Source organism: Pseudoduganella sp. HUAS MS19, assembly GCF_053615455.1.
Genome location: NZ_CM132133.1, coordinates 3130889 through 3147646, shown reverse-complemented (window position 1 = coordinate 3147646; position 16758 = coordinate 3130889). Strand labels below are relative to the sequence as shown.

Here is a 16758-nt window from a genome sequence, read left to right as displayed (position 1 = left end):
TCTTTAGTTGGCTGCGAGCCAGGCGTCGAGCCTGGCTTCCGCCCCGGCCGGCAAGTGCAGGCCAAGCTTGGAGCGGCGCCACAGGATGTCGGCGGCCGTTACGGCCCATTCCATGCGGCGCAGGTAGTTCACTTCCGCTGCGTAGACTCCGGGCAGGATTTCCTCCCCCATATCGGCCAGCGATGCACGGCCTTCCAGCAGGGTGTGCACGCGTGTGCCATAGGCCCGTGCGTAGCGCTGCACCAGCTCCTGCGGCAGCCAGGCGTACTTCACCTGCACCGCAGCGGCCCAGCTGCAGAACTCCAGGACCGAACGGTTCTGCGGCATGGCGCCAAACAGGTCGCCGCCGGGCAGGCATGCCTTTTCGGTCCAACTTTTCGCCGGACGGCCGAGCGTCTTGCAGAGCAGGTCTACCGCGTCTTCGGCCAGCTTGCGGAAGGTCGTGATCTTGCCGCCGAAGATATTCAGCAGCGGAGCGCCTTCCTTGTCCAGCTCCAGGAAATAGTCCCGGGTGACTGCCTTGGCGTCGGCTGCGGCGTCCTCCAGCAAGGGACGCACGCCAGCGTAAGTCCAGACCACGTCCGCCGGCCGCACCGGCTCACGGAAGTAGCCGCTGGCGAGCTCGCACAGGTAGCGGATTTCGCTTTCTTCAATCGCCACCCGCTGCGGATCACCCTTGTATTCGAGGTCCGTCGTGCCGATCAGGGTGAAATCGCGTTCATACGGGATGGCAAACACGATACGGCCATCCTTGTTCTGGAAGATATATGCCTGGTCATGTTCGAAGATGCGGCGCACCACGATATGGCTGCCTTTGACCAGGCGCAAATTGCGCGATTGCTGCTTGCCGCCCGCCGCCTGGATGAAAGACTGCGCCCACGGGCCTGCCGCGTTGACCACCGATCTGGCGGTAATGCGCTTTTCGGTGCCGTCGGCCTTGCGCAGCGTCGCCACCCAGTGGCCGGCGTGACGCTCCACACCGGCACAGGTGGTGCGGGTCAGGATGCAGGCGCCCTTGGCACAGGCGTCCATTGCGTTCAGGACCACCAGGCGCGCATCGTCCACCCAGCCGTCGGAATATTCGAAACCGGCACTGTAGGACTCTTTCAGCGGCCGCCCCGCCGGGTGGCAACGCAGGTTGATGCCGCGCGAGCCGGGCAACAGCTCGCGCTTGGCCAGCATGTCGTAGAGGAACAGGCCGGCACGGATCATCAGCGCCGGCCGCTGGCCTGCGTCGTGCGGCATCACGAAGCGCATCGGCCACATGATGTGCGGCGCGCTGCGCAACAGTACTTCCCGCTCTGCCAATGCCTTGCGTACCAGCCGGAATTCATAGTATTCGAGGTAGCGCAGGCCACCGTGAATCAGCTTGGTTGAGGCGGACGAGGTGTGCGACGCCAGGTCATCCTTCTCGCACAACACGACACACAGTCCGCGGCCCGCCGCATCGCGCGCAATGCCCGCCCCGTTAATCCCGCCGCCAACTACCAGTACATCGCAATCTACGTCCGCCATGCGTTCCCCGACTACTGTTTATAAACTACGCCTTCCTTCATCACGAATCCTACCTTCTGCAGCAGGGTGATGTCTTTCAATGGATCGCCCGCCACCGCCACGATATCGGCGGCAAAGCCTGGCTCCAGCGAGCCAAGGCGGCCGGACTGGCCCAGCAGCGAGGCGGCGCCGAGCGTGGCCGAACGGATGGCCTCCAGCGCGGGCATGCCCGCTTCCACCATATAGGCGAATTCCTTGGCATTCTCGCCATGCGGGAAGACGCCGGCATCGGTGCCGAAGGCGATCTTCACGCCGGCCTTGTAGGCGCGCGCGAACGTACCCTGGATCTGCGGGCCGATGGCGGCGGCTTTCGGCCGCACCAGCGGCGAATAATAATTCGGTTCCCTTGCCTTGTCCGCCACATAACGGCCGGCGCTGATGGTTGGAACATACCAGCCGCCGGTCTTCTTGAACAGGGCAATCACTTCGTCATCCATGAAGGTGCCGTGCTCGATCGAATCGACGCCGGCCTTCAGGGCGCGCTTCATCCCTTCCGTGCCATGGGCGTGCGCTGCGACCTTGAATCCGTAATCCCTGGCGCTGGCGATCAGCGCCTTCAGTTCGGCGTCGTCGAACTGCGAATTCATACCGCTGCTGGCCTGGCTCAGGACACCGCCGGTGGCGGTGATCTTGATCAGGTCCGCACCTTCCTGGTAGCGGGCGCGCACGGCCTGGCGGGCTTCATCAGGGCTGTTGACCACGCCTTCAACCGGGCCGGGCGTGCCCTGCAGGTGGCGCAATTCGCGCGACTTGCCGTTGCTTGGGTCGCCATGGCCTCCGGTGGTGGCGATGGTTTTGCCGGATGTGAACATGCGCGGGCCGGCAATGGCGCCGGAGCCGATGGCGCGCTTCATGGCGGTATTCAGGCCCTCGTTTGCGCCAAGGTCGCGCACAGTGGTGAAACCTGCCTTCAGGGTACGTTCCGCGAAGGCTACCGAATCATAGGCGCGGTCGATGGCGTCCAACGTCATCTGCCCGCGCAGCGCTTCGACCTGGGGCTGGGTCTGGCTGGTCAGGTGCACGTGCATGTCGATGAAGCCCGGCATGCAGGACATCGCGCTCAAGTCGACGTCGCCTTTGCTTTTGGTCGGCTCGACGGCCTTCACGGAGCCGTTTTCAATATGCACCGTGACCTTTTCGCGCCATACGCCGGCCTTGACGTCCAGCAGTCGGCCACAATCGACCGTTTGCGTGGCAGCCCCCGCTGTTCCCATTGCCAGCAGCAGGCCTGCCGCAGCCAGTTTCCTCATCGCCCAGCCTCCTTTAACGTGTGGATCTTTCTCGCGCCGCCCACAGCAGCAGCCCCATGATTACAGCATAAGGCAGCAAGGACAGCAAATCGGCCAGCGGCCCGCTGAAGAATGGATTGCTGCTTTCGGCCCACGCTGTGACCGCAGCATCGAAATTGGTCATCACCCCTGCGGTGATCGCGATCACGATGCCGGCCAGGGCGCCGCCTGCGATATAGCCGGACGCCAGCAGCACGCCTTCGCTGCGGTCACCGGCCGCCTGCAACTCTTCGCCGCTTTTCCCCGCGTACTGCGGCAGCTTGTTGTTGCGGCGATCGGCCACCCAGCGCAGCACCCCGCCCACCGCAATCGGCAGTGTTGCCGAGAGCGGCAAATAGACGCCCACCGCAAAAGACAGCGACTGCACGCCCGACATCTCCAGCACCACGGCGATCATCACGCCCAGCATCACCAGCGTCCACGGCAATTCCTGGTCGAGGATGCCCTTGATGATGTAGGACACCAGCACCGCTTTCGGCGCGTCGTACTTGCGCACCTCCGTGCCGTCCGGGCGCTTGTTGTGCGTACCGTTGATGCCCGGATCGACGTACCAGACAGCTTTGCCGTCCGGTGCCACCAGGTATTTGCCTTCCGGCCCGCCCTGCGCGTCCGGTTTCTGCCAGACCTTGTAGGTGGCGGTGTCGCCGGCTGCCTGCGGGCCTTCCAGGCGCGCGCTGGCGGTCAGGCGCGACGCATCGGTCGCCAAGCCCGGCGCAACCTGGGCCGCAGGAACGTAGACCGTGCTGGCGTTATTCAGTTGCAGCAGGATCGGGCCAAGCAGCAGGGCCGAGGCCAGCGAGCCGACCAGCATGGCGTATTGCTGCAGGCGCGGCGTGGAGCCGACCAGGAAGCCGGTCTTCAGGTCCTGCGACACCGTGCCCGCATTGGCGGAGGCGATGCAAACGATCGCCCCCACCGACAGCGCCGTCACATAGTATTGGCCGCCGGTCCAGCCGACCATCAGGAAAATCAGGCAGGTAAACAGCAGCGTCGCCACCGCCATGCCGGAAGTCGGGTTGGAGGACGAACCGATCTCGCCGGTCAGGCGCGACGAAACGGTGGAAAACAGGAAGCCGAATACCAGGATCAGCAAGGCGCCCAGCAGGTTCATATGCAGCGGCGCGGAAGCCGTGATCACCGCGATCAGTCCCAGGCAGCCCAGCACCACCCATTTCATCGGGATATCCTGCTCGGTGCGGCGCGTCGTATCGGCCTTGCTGCTGTTACCTGCGCCGGCCAAGCCTGCCGCCAGGCTGCGCCAGATCATCGGCATCGCACGCAGCAGCGCTATCAGGCCGCCGGCCGCCACAGCACCCGCGCCGATGTACAGGATATAGGCGCCACGCACATCGTCCGGACCCATATCGGAAATGAGCATGGTGCCGGGCGCCAGGATGGTGGCCAGCGGGTCGCCGAAGAACTTGATCATCGGGATCAGCAGCAGGTAGGACAGGACGCCGCCGGCCGTCATGGTCAGCGCGATGCGCGGGCCGATGATGTAGCCCACGCCCAGCAGCTCCGGCGAGACTTCGGCGCCGACCGAACCGCCCTTGAGCGGTGCGCCCAGCACGAGCTCCGGCGTATCTTTCCAGCCCTTGAAGGAAACGTTGAGCGCCTTGTACAGCAAGCCCACCGCAAAGCCGCCGAAAATGAGGCGCGCACGGCGCCGCGCATCGCGCGCAGCTTCCGACTCGCCCTGCAAAGGTTCGCCGGCCGCCTGGCGCGAGGAATCGCTCGCCGCGGCCTTCAGCACTTCGGCGCAGGCGGTCCCTTCCGGGAACTTCAGCTCATTGTGCTGGTCCACGATCATGGTGCGGCGCATCGGAATCATCATCAGGATGCCCAGCAGGCCGCCCAGTACGCCCACCAGCATGACGCGCCAGATCTCAAGGTCGAAGCCAAGGATCAGGATGGCCGGCATGGTTACGCCCAGGCCAAAGGCAATCGATTCGCCGGCCGAACCGGCAGTCTGTGCGATGCTGTTTTCCAGGATGCTGGCGTCCTTGCCTCCCAGTTTCCTGGCCAGGCCGAAGACTGTAATCGCAATGACCGCCACCGGAATCGAAGCGCTGACCGTCAGGCCGACTTTCAGGACCAGGTACAGCGAAGAAGCGCCAAACACCATGCCCAGCAAGGTGCCGAGGAACAAGGCGCGGAACGTCAGCTCCGGCAGCCTCGCCTCGTCGGGTATATAGGGACGGAACACTAGAATCCTTTTAGACGAAAACACCTAGGACTATGGCATATATAGCAATGAAGTAGCAACTACCGAGTAGTCTATAATGCCCCGACTTAGCAACCGAGAGAGCTGATTTGATCAATCGTCCTTCCTGGCTGAACCGCCGTAACATCATCCGCGCCAGTATCGGCGCCGGCCTCGCCGCCCTGGCCGGCGGCATCGCCCTGGCTTGTTACGCGGCCTTCGTGATCCGCCCCAACCTGCCAACCCTGGAAGCCGTTACCGATTACCGTCCCAAGATCCCGCTGCGCATCTACACGGCAGACAAGGTGCTGATTGGCGAATTCGGCGAAGAGCATCGCGATTTCACGCCAATCGCCGAAGTGCCGGACCTGATGAAGAAGGCCGTGCTGGCGATTGAAGACTCTCGTTTCTATGAGCACGGCGGCATCGACTGGGTGCGCGTGCTGGGCGCCGCCCGCGCCAACCTGCGCGGCAGCTTCCGCCAGGGCGGCTCGACCATCACCATGCAGGTGGCGCGCGACTTCTATCTCAGCAAAGATAAATTCATCTCGCGCAAGCTGGCCGAAGCCATGCTCGCCTATCGCATCGAGGATGCGCTGGACAAGGACAAGATCCTCGAGCTGTATATGAACAATATCTACCTGGGCCAGCGCTCCTACGGCTTCGCCAGCGCCGCCCAGGCCTACTTCGGCAAATCGCTGAAGGAACTGTCGATCGCCGAAACGGCGATGCTGGCGGGCCTGCCGCAAAATCCTTCGCGCAACAACCCGGCCGTCAACCCGAAGAAAGCGCGCTCGCGCCAGCAGGTGGTATTGCGCCGCATGTTCGAACTCGAATACATCACCGAGGCGCAGTACGAAAAAGCCAAGAAGGAACAGCTTCACGTCAACCACCGCGGCCAGGAGTTCGACGTGCACGCGGAATACGTGGCCGAACTGGCGCGCCAGGTTGTCTTCGCGCAGTTCAAGGAAGAGAGCTACACCAAAGGCATTAACGTCTACACCACCATCCAGTCGCGCGACCAGGAGGCGGCCTACAATTCCGTGCGCCGCAACGTGGTGGCCTACGACCAGCGCCACGGCTACCGCGGCCCGGAAACCTATATCGAATTGCCTGCCGATGAGGAAGAGCGCGGCGACGCCATCGATGAAGTGCTGGGCAAGCGCATCGTCAGCGATGGCCTGATTCCGGCGGTGGTACTGGAAGCGGGCCCGGCCCTGGTCAAGGCGGAAACCTCGGACGGCGACGTGCTGTCAATCAGCGGCGAAGGCCTGAAACTGGCCGCTTCCGCGCTGTCAAAGAAGGCCAAGCCGGCTTCCGCGATCCGTCCCGGCGCCGTGATCCGCGTCATGCAGACCGAGAAGAAGGGCTGGGCCATTACCCAGGTGCCGCAAGTGGCCGCCGCTTTTGTGGCGCTGGACGCCAACACCGGCGCCTACCAGGCCATGGTGGGCGGCTTCGACTACGGCCTGCAGAAGTTCAACCACGTAACGCAGGCCTGGCGCCAGCCGGGTTCTTCGATCAAGCCATTCATCTACTCGGCTGCAGTCGCCAAGGGCTTCGGCCCCGGCACGGTGATCTCCGACGAACCGCTGGAACTGCCGGGCAGTGCCATCGGCCAGCCTTGGAAGCCCCAGAATGACGACTTCAAGTTCGACGGCCAGGTCACCATGCGCCGCTCGCTGGCGGCATCGAAGAACGTGCCTTCGGTGCGCATCCTGCGTGCCGCCGGCCTGGACGACACCCACGCCTACCTGGCCCGCTTCGGATTCGACCAGTCTCGCCATCCCAAGAACTTCACCATGGCGCTGGGCACCGGCGCCGTCACCCCGCTGCAGCTGGCCGGAGCGTACGCGGTCTTTGCCAACGGCGGCTACAAGGCGACGCCTTACCTGATCTCGCGCGTGACCGACGCCAAGGGCGTGCCGATCATGGACATCCAGCCTCCGGCGCCTGCCAATACCGGCGAACGCGTGATCGACGAACGCAACGTCTTCATCACCGACAGCATGATGCGCGATGTCGCCCGCAGCGGCACCGGCGCTGCGGCCGGCCGTCTTGGCCGCTCTGACCTGGCCGGCAAGACCGGCACCACCAGCGACTCCTTCGATGGCTGGTTCGCCGGTTATGGCGGTGGTGTGGTGGCCGTTGCCTGGATGGGCTACGACGAGCCGAAATCGCTGGGCGGCCGCGAGTTCGGCGCTACGCTGTCGCTGCCGATCTGGATGGATTACATGCGTTCGGCATTGCCGAAACACCCGCCGCTCGACCGGCCGGCGCCGGAGGGCGTAGTGCAGTTGAACGGCGACTGGATCCTGGAAGAATACGCCACCGACCCGACCGTGCTGGCCATCGACATGGGCGAAGTGCCGGACGAAGACGAGCCGCCAGTGCCGGCTGATGGCACAGTGCAGCCGCCCGCCGCGCCGGCGCAGCCAGCACCGCCCGCCCAGCCCGCGCTCCAGCAAGTGCCGCACCAGCAAGCGCCGATGGGGGTCTGAGCATGCCGGGCCAAAGGGCTGCATCGTTCCGGCGCAGGCGCCTGCTCGGCGCCGCGGCGGCGCTTGCGCCGCTGGCGGCCATCGCGCCTTCCGCCGGCGCCCACAGCGCCGCCCCGCATATCCCGCGCATCTATATGATCCTGTTCCGCGGCGAGACTGACGTCGAAGCGGGATTCCACCAGTGGTTCAAGGACAAGCGGCTGCAAGCGGACTTCATGGTGCGCAGCGTGGACATGGATGCCAGCCGCGTGCCGGCCCTGCTCGATGAAGCGCGCGCCTGGCATGCAGACCTGATTTACACCTGGGGTACGCCGGTCAGCCTGGCGGTGGCGGCCAGGGAGTTCGGGATCCCCATCGTGTTCACCATGGTTTCCGCGCCGATTGCAGCCGGGATGGTGCAAAACATGGCCTCGTCGCGGCGCAACCTGACAGGCGTCAGCCACGTGGTGCCGGCGCGACAGCAGATGAGCGCCATCCGCAACTACCGCCGCTTCGACCGCATCGGCGCGATCTACAATCCGAACGAGGTGAACGCGCGCGTCGCCATGCGGGAAATGCGGGCCGAAGCGGAACGCGTGGGCGCCGAGTTTACCCCGCGCCCGCTACCGCTGGATGAACAAGGCTTGCCGCGCGCGCAGGCGATTCCGGACATGCTGAAGGATTTAGCGGAGCGCAAGTCGCAGTTGATCTATATTGGCCCCGACAGTTTCATCGCTTCCCAGCGCATCCTGCTCACGGAAACCGCGCTGGCGCTCGGCCTGCCCGTGTTTTCCGCGGCCGAAGTAGCGCTGCGCGACGGCAGCGCCCTGTTTGGCCTGGTGGCCGGCTATAAAAATGTCGGGCGCCTGACTGCACATAAGGCGGCCCAGATCCTGTACCATCGCGTCAAGCCCGCCGCGCTTCCGATTGAAACGCCGGGCAGTTATTCTTACCTCGTCAACATGGACGTGGCACGCCAGCTCGGCATGATGCCGCCAGCGCGCGTGCTGCAATTTGCGGAGCAAATCAAATGACCCCGCTGTCGCCGCCGGTATTGCAGCAGATGGCCATGGGCCTGGCCTATGGATTGACGGACGTCGGCACTGTACGGCCCAGCAACCAGGACAATTTGTTGCTGCTGCCGGAAATGAACCTTATTGCTGTTGCGGACGGCATGGGGGGCCACGTCGGCGGCGATATCGCCAGCACCGAAGCCTTGCTGCTCGTCTGGAAGCATCTGCGCGCCCAGCATGCGCCGGGCAGCGATAGCGAGGCCCTGCGTCAATTGCATGAAGCAGTCCTGTTCGCCAACAGCACCCTGTTCCGCAACAATGCGGCTGCCGGCCTGGCCGATGGCTATGGCATGGGTACCACCCTGACAGGCATGTGGCAACCGCATGCCGATGGTCCGGCTTTCATCTTTCACGTCGGCGACAGCCGTATCTATCGCTATCGCGACGGATATCTGGCGCAACTTACCCACGACCAGACCTTGTACCAGCAGGCGCTGGAGGCCGGCATGAAAGGCATCCTGCCGCCGCGAAACCTGCTGCTGCAGGCGATCGGGCCGGGCGAAGAAGTGCGTCCGGACGTGTTCTCGCATCGGCTGGCGCCGGGCGACCTTTACCTGTTGTGCAGTGACGGCCTGTATGGGGCGTCGACGCAGGAGGCCTTGTCCGCGCTGCTGGCGAGCGCCGCTCCGGACAACCTGCCCGAAACCTGTGCGGCGCTGGTGGAAAAAGCCAAGCAGGACGGCAGCCGCGATAACATCACGGCCATCCTGCTGCGCTGCCCCGCCTAAAATTCTTCCCAATCGTCGCCGGGCCTGGCCACTGCCTCAGCCGGGCGGCGCGCCCCGGCCCGCGTGCCCGCGCCCGCGCCCCCGTCCGTCCCGGCGCCCGCATCCTCGCGGGCAGCGGCATGCATTTCGCCGCGCCTGGCCGCGCGCTGTTCGCTGCCGCGCGCCGGCCGTGCCACGGCCAGTGCCCTGGCCTGGGTTGACGGCCGCCGTGCCGGCGCCTCATCTCCAGGGCCGGCCATCGCCGCCGCATCCAGCTTGAACACGCTCACCACTTCCATCAGCCGGGCCGCCTGCTCTTCCAGCGCTGCCGAAGCCGCAGCAGCTTCCTCGACCAGCGCGGCATTTTGCTGCGTCACATGGTCCATCTGGCTGACCGCCATATTGATCTGGTCGATGCCAGCGCTTTGCTCCTGAGTCGCCAGGCTGATTTCGGAAATGATGTCGGTGACCCGCTGCACGCTGGTGACCACCTCGCCCATGGTCGCGCCAGCCTCGCCCACCAGCCTGCTGCCGGCGCCAACCTTTTCCACCGAATCGCCGATAAGCTGCTTGATCTCCTTCGCCGCAGCCGCCGAGCGCTGCGCCAGGTTGCGCACCTCGGATGCCACCACCGCAAAGCCGCGCCCCTGCTCGCCGGCCCGGGCGGCCTCCACCGCTGCATTCAAAGCCAGGATATTGGTCTGGAAGGCGATGCCGTCGATCACGCTGATGATGTCCACGATCTTGCTGGACGACTCATTGATCGAATCCATGGTCGCCACCACGCGCGCCACCACCTCGCCTCCTTTGGCCGCCACTGTGGATGCGGTCTTGGCCAGCTGGTTTGCCTGCTGCGCATTGTCCGCGTTGTGCCGCACGGTGGAAGTCAATTCCTCCATCGACGAGGCGGTTTCCTCCAGCGAACTGGCCTGCTCTTCGGTGCGGCTGGAGAGATCCATATTGCCGCTTGCGATTTCCGTCGTCGCGCTGGCAATGGTGCCGGTGCCTTTGCGTACCTGGCCCACCACGCTGATCAGGCTTGTGTTCATATCCTTCAGCGCCTGCAGCAGCTGGCCGGTTTCCTCGTTGCTCTCCACCGCGATAGCGCTGGTCAGGTCGCCCGCCGCCACCGTCTGCGCCACCTTTACCGCCGACGCGATCGGCCGCGTGATCGCCAGCGCGATATACCAGGCAATGGCAATCGCCAGCGCCATCGCTGCCACGGCAGTGGCCACCATCGTGCGCTCTGCCGAAACGACCGCCTCGCTGCCGGATTTGACGGAATCCCTGGCGATGACATCATTCAGTTCAATGATCTTGTTCAGGGTCTGTTCCGCCCTGGCGAACAGCGGCCCCGCAGCCTGGTACTGCCCGTAGAACTGGACAAACAGTTCCTTCTGCCTTGCCTCGTCCTGGTTGCCGGCCAGGGCCGAGACGGTGCCGCCCAGCTTCGCATCCGCGGACTTCCAGGCATCCCACTCGCCGACAAACTGCTTCCACAGCAAGGCTTCTTCAGCCGTCTGCGGCAGCGGTTCATACTTTTTCCAGCCTGCCGTGGCTTTGGCCCACGCCGCATCGCGCGCCTTCGCCACCTCAGCGAATTTCGCCTGCGCCTGGTAGTCATTCTCGTAGATGGCGCTCTGCAAGGTCGCCTTGTCGACAGCAGTCTGCCCTTCGCTTAAGACCAGCAAGCCGTAGATCGAGGGCAGGCGCACCACGCCGATCTCGTTGACGGATTCGCCCACGCCGGCAATGCCGCGATAGCCGGAAATTCCGAGCACCGCCAACGCCAGCGTCATCACTGCCACCAGCACGGCCAGCTTCCATTTGATCATGAGATTCTTGAACATGGCGGCCTCCTTCATGTAAGGCAATATTATTAAGCTTGTGATATTTGGTGAGATTGTGCTCTCCACGAAGGAATATCGGGCTTTAATTTCCAAGCGTCAACGGAATCCTTGTCCCGCGCGCCATCCATGCAACAAAGTGATTTGGCACTGAAGGAACCCACCGTGCTAATCGGGCAATCTTCTCGCGCAGCGCATTGCTGGTGCTAGATTGGACTCTCCGACAACCAATCAGCACAGGAGGCTTTATGAAGAAGTTCGTCTGGCAGCTGCTTTCGGTCCTGTTCATCGCCCTCACCTCAATTCCCGCTTCTGCAACCGGCTACACGCAAACGCGCTACCCCATCGTCCTGGTCCACGGTTTGTTCGGCTTTGACAGCCTTGGTCCGCTCGAATACTTTTATGGCATCCCGGGGGCGCTGCGCAGCGGCGGGGCACAGGTCTATGTGACCTCCGTTTCAGCGGCCAACAGTACCGAAGTGCGCGGCGAACAGCTCCTGTTCCAGGTGCGCCAGGTGCTTGCGGCCACCGGTGCGGAAAAGGTCAACCTGATCGGGCATAGCCACGGCGGCCCGACCTCGCGCTATGTCGCGTCGGTGCGGCCGGACCTGGTGGCCTCGGTGACCAGCATCGGCGGCGTGAACAAAGGTTCGAAGGTGGCGGACGCGCTGGTCGGTGCGGCGCCCGACCTGGTGTACAGCATCGGCAACGCGCTGGGCGGCTTCCTCGGCCTGATTTCCGGCAGTGCCTCGCTGCCGCAGGACGCCCAAGCGGCGGCACAATCGCTCAGTACCGCAGGCACCGCCACCTTTAACGCCCGCCATCCCGCCGGATTGCCGTCGACTGCCTGCGGCGAGGGTGCGCACCAGGCCAATGGCGTGTACTACTTCTCCTGGAGTGGGGCCAAACCCTACACCAATATCTTCGATCCCGCCGATCCCTTCCTCGCCGTCACCTCCATTGCTTTTGGCGGCGCCAAAAACGATGGCCTGGTCGCCAGTTGCTCCACACACCTGGGCCGTGTGATTCGCGACGACTACTGGATGAACCACCTCGATGAAGTCAACCAGATGGTCGGCATCACCCACCTGTTCGAAACCAGCCCGGTGACGTTGTTCCGCCAGCACGCCAACCGCCTGCAGGGAATGGGACTGTGAGCGCCCGGGGCCGGGCGGGATGGGCGGCGGGCGTGCTGGCGGCGGCCGGTGCGATTGCGCTCTGGGCGCACGTGGCCGGCACGCCGCCAGGGCCAGGCGCCCGGACTGTGTCGCCGCGGCCGGGTCCGGCGCCGGCCGCGCCGGCCCCTTTCGTTCCCTCCATGGCCGGCACGCAGCCCGACGGCCGGCCCGGCGCGGCTGCCGGCGGCGCGCTGCGAGTCGACGCTGAGCTGCGGCATCTATTCGATTACTACCTGGCCGCGCTGGGCGAAGCCGGACTGCCGGCCATCCGCGCCGGCATCGAACGCGAGCTGGAACGGCGCCTGGAACCCGCCGCAGCTGCGCAAGCCAAGCGCCTGCTCGGCCAGTACCTGGCCTACAAGCGCGCCCTGGGCGAAGCCGAACAAAGCCAGGGCGGCCCCGGCCACGGCACCTCATTCGCCGCCGCGGCCCGCAACCGCTTGCGCGCCATGCAGGAACTGCGCAAGCGTTATTTCAGCCACAGCGAAGCCGCAGGGCTGTTCGGCGATACCGACGCCCGCGACCAGGACGCCATCGCCCGCCTGGAACTGGCGCACGACCAATCCCTGACTCCCGGCCAGCGCATGCAAGGGATGGCGGACCTTGACCGCAGCCTGCCGGCCGGGCTGCAGCAGGAGCGGGCCGCGCCGCAACGGGTCCTGGCCACCGAACAGCAGGTCGAAAGCGCCCGCAGTTCCGGCGCCAGCGAGGACGACATCTTCCGCCTGCGCGCAGCAGCATTCGACCCGCAAGCGGCCAGCCGGCTGGCGCAACTGGACCGGGAACAGGCCGAATGGCTGCGCCGGATCGCCGCCTACCGCTCCGCCAGCGCCGGTTTGGGCGGCAACCATGCCGCCATCGAGCAGCTGCGCGATAGTCTTTTTACATCACGGGAACAAAAACGGCTGGGCGCCTACGAATAGGTGCTTGCACTATAATGTGGGGCCAGCATATTAGTGTCCCCTCAGTTAGCGCCACGTTTGCATGCCTTTCGACTTCAAAAAAGCACTTCCCAAACCCGGCAACCGCTTCGCGTTGCCCAACCTGTTCGGCTCCGCTGACGCCTACGCGCTGGCGCAAACGGCACGCGAACTCAAAGCACGCGGCCAGATGCTGGCCGTGGTCGTTGCCCAGGCCAGCGACGGCCAGCGCCTGCTGGCTGAAATCCCGTGGTTTGCCAACGGCGCCTTGCGCTGCCACCTGCTGCCGGACTGGGAAACCCTGCCTTACGACGCTTTCTCGCCGCACCAGGACCTGGTGTCCGAGCGCCTGGCGACCCTGCATGAGATCCAGACCGGCCAATGCGACGTGGCCATCATCCCCGCCACCACCGCGCTGGTGCGCATGGCGCCGCCCTCCTTCCTGGCCGCCTACACGTTCTTCTTCAAGCAGGGCGAATCGCTGGACGAGGCCAGGCTCAAGTCGCAGCTGACGCTGGCGGGCTACACCCACGTCGCCCAGGTGATGTCGCCCGGCGAATATTCCGTGCGCGGCGGCCTGATCGACCTGTTCCCGATGGGTTCCGCCCTGCCCTACCGCCTGGACCTGTTCGGCGACACCATCGAAACCATCCGCACCTTCGACGCCGACACCCAGCGCTCCCTGTACCCGGTCAAGGAAGTGCGCCTGCTGCCGGGCCGCGAGTTCCCGATGGATGAGGCCTCGCGCACCGCCTTCCGCAGCCGCTGGCGCGAGGCATTCGAAGGCGACCCGTCGCGCGCCGTGGTCTATAAGGACATCAGCAGCGGCATCGCCTCCGCTGGCATCGAGTACTACCTGCCGCTGTTCTTCGACGAAACCGCGACCTTCTTCGACTACCTGCCGGCAGAAGCCAGCGTGGCCATGGTGGGTGACATTGACGCCGCCATCAAGCGCTTCTGGGCCGACACCGAATCGCGCTACAAATTCCTGAAGGCCGACCGCGAGCGCCCTATCCTGCCGCCGCAGGATATCTTCCTGGGCGACGAGCAGTTCTTCGTGATGGCCAAGCCGCACCCGCGCATCGCCATCTCGCGCGACATGTCGCTGCCGTCTTCCGAACTGTCGGCGCCGGTCCCGAACATTGCCGTCAACCGCCACCTGGACGACCCGCTGACCAACCTGCGCGCCTACCTGATGCAGTCCGGCCGCCGCGCGATGATCTGCGCCGAAACCAACGGCCGCCGCGAAACCCTGCAGCAGTACTTCGCCGAGTTCGACCTGGCGCCGGCCCTGGTCGAAGGCTTCGACGGTTTCCTCGCCAGCGAAGCCAAGGTCGTGCTGGGCGTATCGCCCCTGCATGCCGGTTTCGAGCTGGACGAAGGCATCGCCTTCATCACCGAAACCGAACTGTATGCCGGCAGCGGCCGCCGTGCAGGGCGCAAGAAGCAGGAAGCGGTCACCCAGGTCGAATCGATGGTGCGCGACCTGTCCGAACTCAAGATCGGCGACCCGGTGGTGCACATCAACCACGGCATCGGCCGCTATATGGGCCTGGTCAGTATGGACCTGGGCGAAGGCGAAACCGAATTCCTGCACCTGGAATACGCCAAGGAGAGCAAGCTGTACGTGCCGGTCTCGCAGCTCCACGTCATCTCGCGCTACTCCGGCGCCTCCCCGGACGACGCGCCGCTGCACACCCTCGGCTCCGGCCAGTGGGACAAAGCCAAACGCAAGGCCGCCGAACAGGTACGCGATACCGCCGCTGAACTGCTCAACCTGTACGCCCGTCGCGCCGCGCGCCAAGGCCACTCCTTCGAATACTCCTCGCACGACTATGAACGTTTCGCCGACAGCTTCGGCTTCGACGAGACCCCCGACCAGGCGGCAGCGATCGGCAATGTGATCAAGGATATGACCTCCGGCAAACCGATGGACCGCCTGGTATGCGGCGATGTCGGTTTCGGCAAGACCGAAGTGGCCCTGCGCGCAGCCTTCATCGCCGTCATGGGCGGCAAGCAGGTTGCCTTGCTGGCGCCGACAACTCTGCTGGCCGAACAGCACGCGCAAACCTTCGCCGACCGCTTCGCCGACTGGCCGGTCCGCATCGCCGAAATGTCGCGCTTCCGCACCGGCAAGGAGATCGCCAACGCCATCAAAGGCATGCAGGACGGCACGCTGGACATCGTGATCGGCACCCACAAGCTGCTATCGGACGACGTCAAGTTCGACCGCCTCGGCCTGGTCATCATCGACGAGGAACACCGTTTCGGCGTGCGCCAGAAGGAAGCGCTGAAATCCCTGCGCGCCGAAGTCGACGTGCTGACGCTGACCGCAACGCCGATACCGCGGACGCTCGGCATGGCGCTGGAAGGCCTGCGCGACTTCTCAGTGATTGCCACCGCCCCGCAAAAGCGCCTGGCCATCAAAACCTTTGTGCGCAGCGAGAACGACTCCATCATCCGCGAAGCGGTTCTGCGTGAACTGAAACGCGGCGGCCAGGTCTACTTCCTGCACAACGAAGTCGAAACGATCCAGAACCGCCTGGCCAAGCTGACAGAGATGCTGCCCGAAGCGCGCATCGCCGTCGCCCACGGCCAGATGCACGAACGCGACCTGGAAAAAGTCATGCGCGACTTCGTGGCACAACGCTACAACATCCTGCTCTGCACCACGATTATCGAAACCGGCATCGACGTGCCGACCGCGAACACCATTATCATGCACCGTGCCGACAAGTTCGGCTTGGCGCAGTTGCACCAGCTGCGCGGCCGTGTCGGCCGTTCGCACCACCAGGCGTATGCCTACCTGCTGGTGACGGACGTGCAAGGCTTGACCAAGCAGGCGCAGCGCCGCCTCGACGCCATCCAGCAGATGGAAGAACTGGGCTCCGGCTTCTACCTCGCGATGCACGACCTGGAAATCCGCGGCGCCGGCGAAGTGCTGGGCGAGAACCAGTCCGGCGAAATGCTGGAAGTGGGCTTCCAGCTCTACACCGACATGCTGAACGAAGCGGTGCGCGCACTGAAGGCCGGCAAGGAGCCCGACCTGGCCGCCCCGCTGGCCACCACCACCGAAATCAACCTGCACACGCCGGCCCTGCTACCCGCGGACTTCTGCGGCGACGTGCACGAACGCCTGTCGATCTACAAACGCCTGGCCAACTGCGAAACCCAGAACGCAATCGACGACCTGCAAGAGGAGCTGATCGACCGCTTCGGCAAACTGCCTGAATCCGCCAAGGCGCTGGTGGAAACCCACCGCCTGCGTATCGCCGCCAAGACTGTCGGCATCATCAAGATCGATGCCCATTCGGAAGCGGTCAACCTGCAGTTCATGCCCAAGCCGCCGATCGACCCGATGCGCATCATCCACCTGATCCAGAACCAGCGCCACATCAAGCTGAACGGACAGGACAAGCTCAAGATCACAGCGAACATGCCTGACCTGGCGGCCCGCGTGAACCAGATCAAGACCGCCATCAAACAACTGACATGAACAACGACATG

10 protein-coding genes are annotated in these 16758 nt (G+C 64.6%); 6 read left to right on the top strand and 4 right to left on the bottom strand.

Features of this window, described 5'->3' with window-relative positions; all coding sequences use genetic code 11:
- Window positions 1-3: 3 nt before the first annotated feature.
- From glpD to ACWBU6_RS14410, 3 genes are read right to left on the bottom strand one after another with little or no spacing between them, the layout of a single operon-like run.
- Window positions 4-1515 carry a glycerol-3-phosphate dehydrogenase gene (gene glpD / locus ACWBU6_RS14420; RefSeq protein WP_452649460.1) on the bottom strand — a complete coding sequence of 504 codons (1512 nt, stop codon included), beginning with the start codon at window positions 1513-1515 and terminating at the stop codon, window positions 4-6.
- Window positions 1516-1526: 11 nt separating this feature from the next.
- Window positions 1527-2804, bottom strand: coding sequence for an amidohydrolase family protein (locus tag ACWBU6_RS14415; RefSeq protein ID WP_452649459.1), 1278 nt, complete (start codon window positions 2802-2804; stop codon window positions 1527-1529).
- Between the two features lie 13 nt (window positions 2805-2817).
- On the bottom strand, window positions 2818-5049 hold the full coding sequence (locus ACWBU6_RS14410; protein ID WP_452649458.1) for an OPT family oligopeptide transporter: 2232 nt from the start codon (window positions 5047-5049) through the stop codon (window positions 2818-2820).
- 107 nt (window positions 5050-5156) lie between these two features.
- Between ACWBU6_RS14410 and ACWBU6_RS14405 the strand changes: the two genes are divergently transcribed.
- The 3 genes from ACWBU6_RS14405 to ACWBU6_RS14395 are packed head-to-tail and all read left to right on the top strand — an operon-like array spanning window position 5157 to window position 9327.
- Window positions 5157-7547, top strand: a complete 2391-nt coding sequence (locus ACWBU6_RS14405; protein WP_452649457.1) for a penicillin-binding protein 1A — start codon at window positions 5157-5159, stop codon at window positions 7545-7547.
- 2 nt (window positions 7548-7549) lie between these two features.
- Complete coding sequence (locus ACWBU6_RS14400) at window positions 7550-8560, top strand: ABC transporter substrate-binding protein (RefSeq protein WP_452649456.1); 1011 nt, start codon at window positions 7550-7552, stop codon at window positions 8558-8560.
- Window positions 8557-9327, top strand: coding sequence for a PP2C family protein-serine/threonine phosphatase (locus tag ACWBU6_RS14395; RefSeq protein WP_452649455.1), 771 nt, complete (start codon window positions 8557-8559; stop codon window positions 9325-9327). Before ACWBU6_RS14400 ends, ACWBU6_RS14395 begins: the two co-directional genes overlap by 4 nt.
- Here ACWBU6_RS14395 and ACWBU6_RS14390 read toward each other — a convergent pair.
- Window positions 9324-11156, bottom strand: a complete 1833-nt coding sequence (locus ACWBU6_RS14390; RefSeq protein ID WP_452649454.1) for a methyl-accepting chemotaxis protein — start codon at window positions 11154-11156, stop codon at window positions 9324-9326. The genes ACWBU6_RS14395 and ACWBU6_RS14390 overlap by 4 nt on opposite strands.
- Window positions 11157-11401: 245 nt before the next feature.
- Between ACWBU6_RS14390 and ACWBU6_RS14385 the strand changes: the two genes are divergently transcribed.
- The 3 genes from ACWBU6_RS14385 (at window position 11402) to mfd (ending at window position 16747) form a co-directional block, all read left to right on the top strand.
- Window positions 11402-12310, top strand: a complete 909-nt coding sequence (locus ACWBU6_RS14385) for an esterase/lipase family protein (protein ID WP_452649453.1) — start codon at window positions 11402-11404, stop codon at window positions 12308-12310.
- The gene (locus ACWBU6_RS14380; protein ID WP_452649452.1) at window positions 12307-13254 is read left to right on the top strand and encodes a lipase secretion chaperone; all 948 of its coding nucleotides are present in this window, start codon (window positions 12307-12309) and stop codon (window positions 13252-13254) included. Before ACWBU6_RS14385 ends, ACWBU6_RS14380 begins: the two co-directional genes overlap by 4 nt.
- 61 nt (window positions 13255-13315) lie before the next feature.
- Window positions 13316-16747 carry a transcription-repair coupling factor gene (gene mfd / locus ACWBU6_RS14375; protein WP_452649451.1) on the top strand — a complete coding sequence of 1144 codons (3432 nt, stop codon included), beginning with the start codon at window positions 13316-13318 and terminating at the stop codon, window positions 16745-16747.
- The last annotated feature ends 11 nt before the right edge of the window (window positions 16748-16758 follow it).

Excerpts from the sequence above, each read along its gene's own strand:
- ACWBU6_RS14400 (WP_452649456.1), top strand. The coding sequence starts at position 7,550 with ATGCCGGGCCAAAGGGCTGCATCGTTCCGGCGCAGGCGCCTGCTCGGC.
- ACWBU6_RS14385 (WP_452649453.1), top strand. The coding sequence starts at position 11,402 with ATGAAGAAGTTCGTCTGGCAGCTGCTTTCGGTCCTGTTCATCGCCCTC.
- ACWBU6_RS14415 (WP_452649459.1), bottom strand. The coding sequence starts at position 2,804 with ATGAGGAAACTGGCTGCGGCAGGCCTGCTGCTGGCAATGGGAACAGCG.
- mfd (WP_452649451.1), top strand. The coding sequence starts at position 13,316 with ATGCCTTTCGACTTCAAAAAAGCACTTCCCAAACCCGGCAACCGCTTC.
- ACWBU6_RS14395 (WP_452649455.1), top strand. The coding sequence starts at position 8,557 with ATGACCCCGCTGTCGCCGCCGGTATTGCAGCAGATGGCCATGGGCCTG.
- ACWBU6_RS14390 (WP_452649454.1), bottom strand. The coding sequence starts at position 11,156 with ATGTTCAAGAATCTCATGATCAAATGGAAGCTGGCCGTGCTGGTGGCA.
- glpD (WP_452649460.1), bottom strand. The coding sequence starts at position 1,515 with ATGGCGGACGTAGATTGCGATGTACTGGTAGTTGGCGGCGGGATTAAC.